The following is a 630-nucleotide window of genomic DNA, read 5'->3' as shown; positions in this document are numbered from 1 at the left end:
CAATGTGGGAGCGAGCCTGCTCGCGATTGGATCTATCAGGCGCTACGGCTTTGCTGATACTCCGCCAACGCCGGCAACAATTGCTTGTCGATGGCCTGACGCACAGCTGGCAGGATAGTCGCGCTGCTGGTGTACATCTGCTTGACCATTGTCCGCAGCTCCATTGCCCGTTCGTTGTTCAAGCCCCGTACCGCGCATTCGCAGGCCTGCTCAGCGGTGGCGCCTGGGGGCACTGCAAATCCCAGCGCCTTGAGCTGGCCCAACAGGTCTTCCTGGTCGATCAAATCGGCGTACATCATGACGCAATCCTTCTTCAGGGAACGGTGTCTTGGCTCGATTCTCGTAGGGGGATGCGGCGGCGGCAAGGGCGATTTGTCGCAATGGCTGCAATACCTATGAGCAGGTCGTTTTCGGCTAACTTGTGAATCAAGGGAGTGGGCACACTGGACTCAGCTGGCAACACGAAGGTTTGGTCACCCTCGCGCAACGGCTCCTCGACAGTACCCTCCTCAGCTCCGATCTTGTCACGGCTTGATCGGGGTTTTTTTTGCCTGTAAATCAGCTGGGAATGTGTTGTCTGGGCGGGCGCCATCGCGGGCAAGCCCGCTCCCACATTAGAATGCAGAATGC

2 protein-coding genes are annotated in these 630 nt (G+C 58.3%); both read right to left on the bottom strand.

The features are described 5' to 3' along the window. Positions 1-35: 35 nt before the first annotated feature. Positions 36-299: a hypothetical protein gene (locus AC1DSG_RS31570; RefSeq protein WP_401354025.1), complete on the bottom strand. Its 264-nt coding sequence runs from the start codon at positions 297-299 to the stop codon at positions 36-38. 14 nt (positions 300-313) lie between these two features. After that, positions 314-630, bottom strand: a 317-nt coding sequence (locus tag AC1DSG_RS31565; RefSeq protein WP_477794357.1) for a hypothetical protein, incomplete at its 5' end; no start/stop codon positions are given.

The organism is Pseudomonas sp. P5_A12, from assembly GCF_056400685.1.
The sequence above is the reverse complement of the archived record's forward strand: the minus strand, read 5'-3'. Positions and strand labels throughout refer to the sequence as shown.

Bases quoted from the DNA above. Each gene is read 5' to 3' on its own strand.
- AC1DSG_RS31570 (WP_401354025.1), bottom strand. From the start codon at position 299: ATGATGTACGCCGATTTGATCGACCAGGAAGACCTGTTGGGCCAGCTC.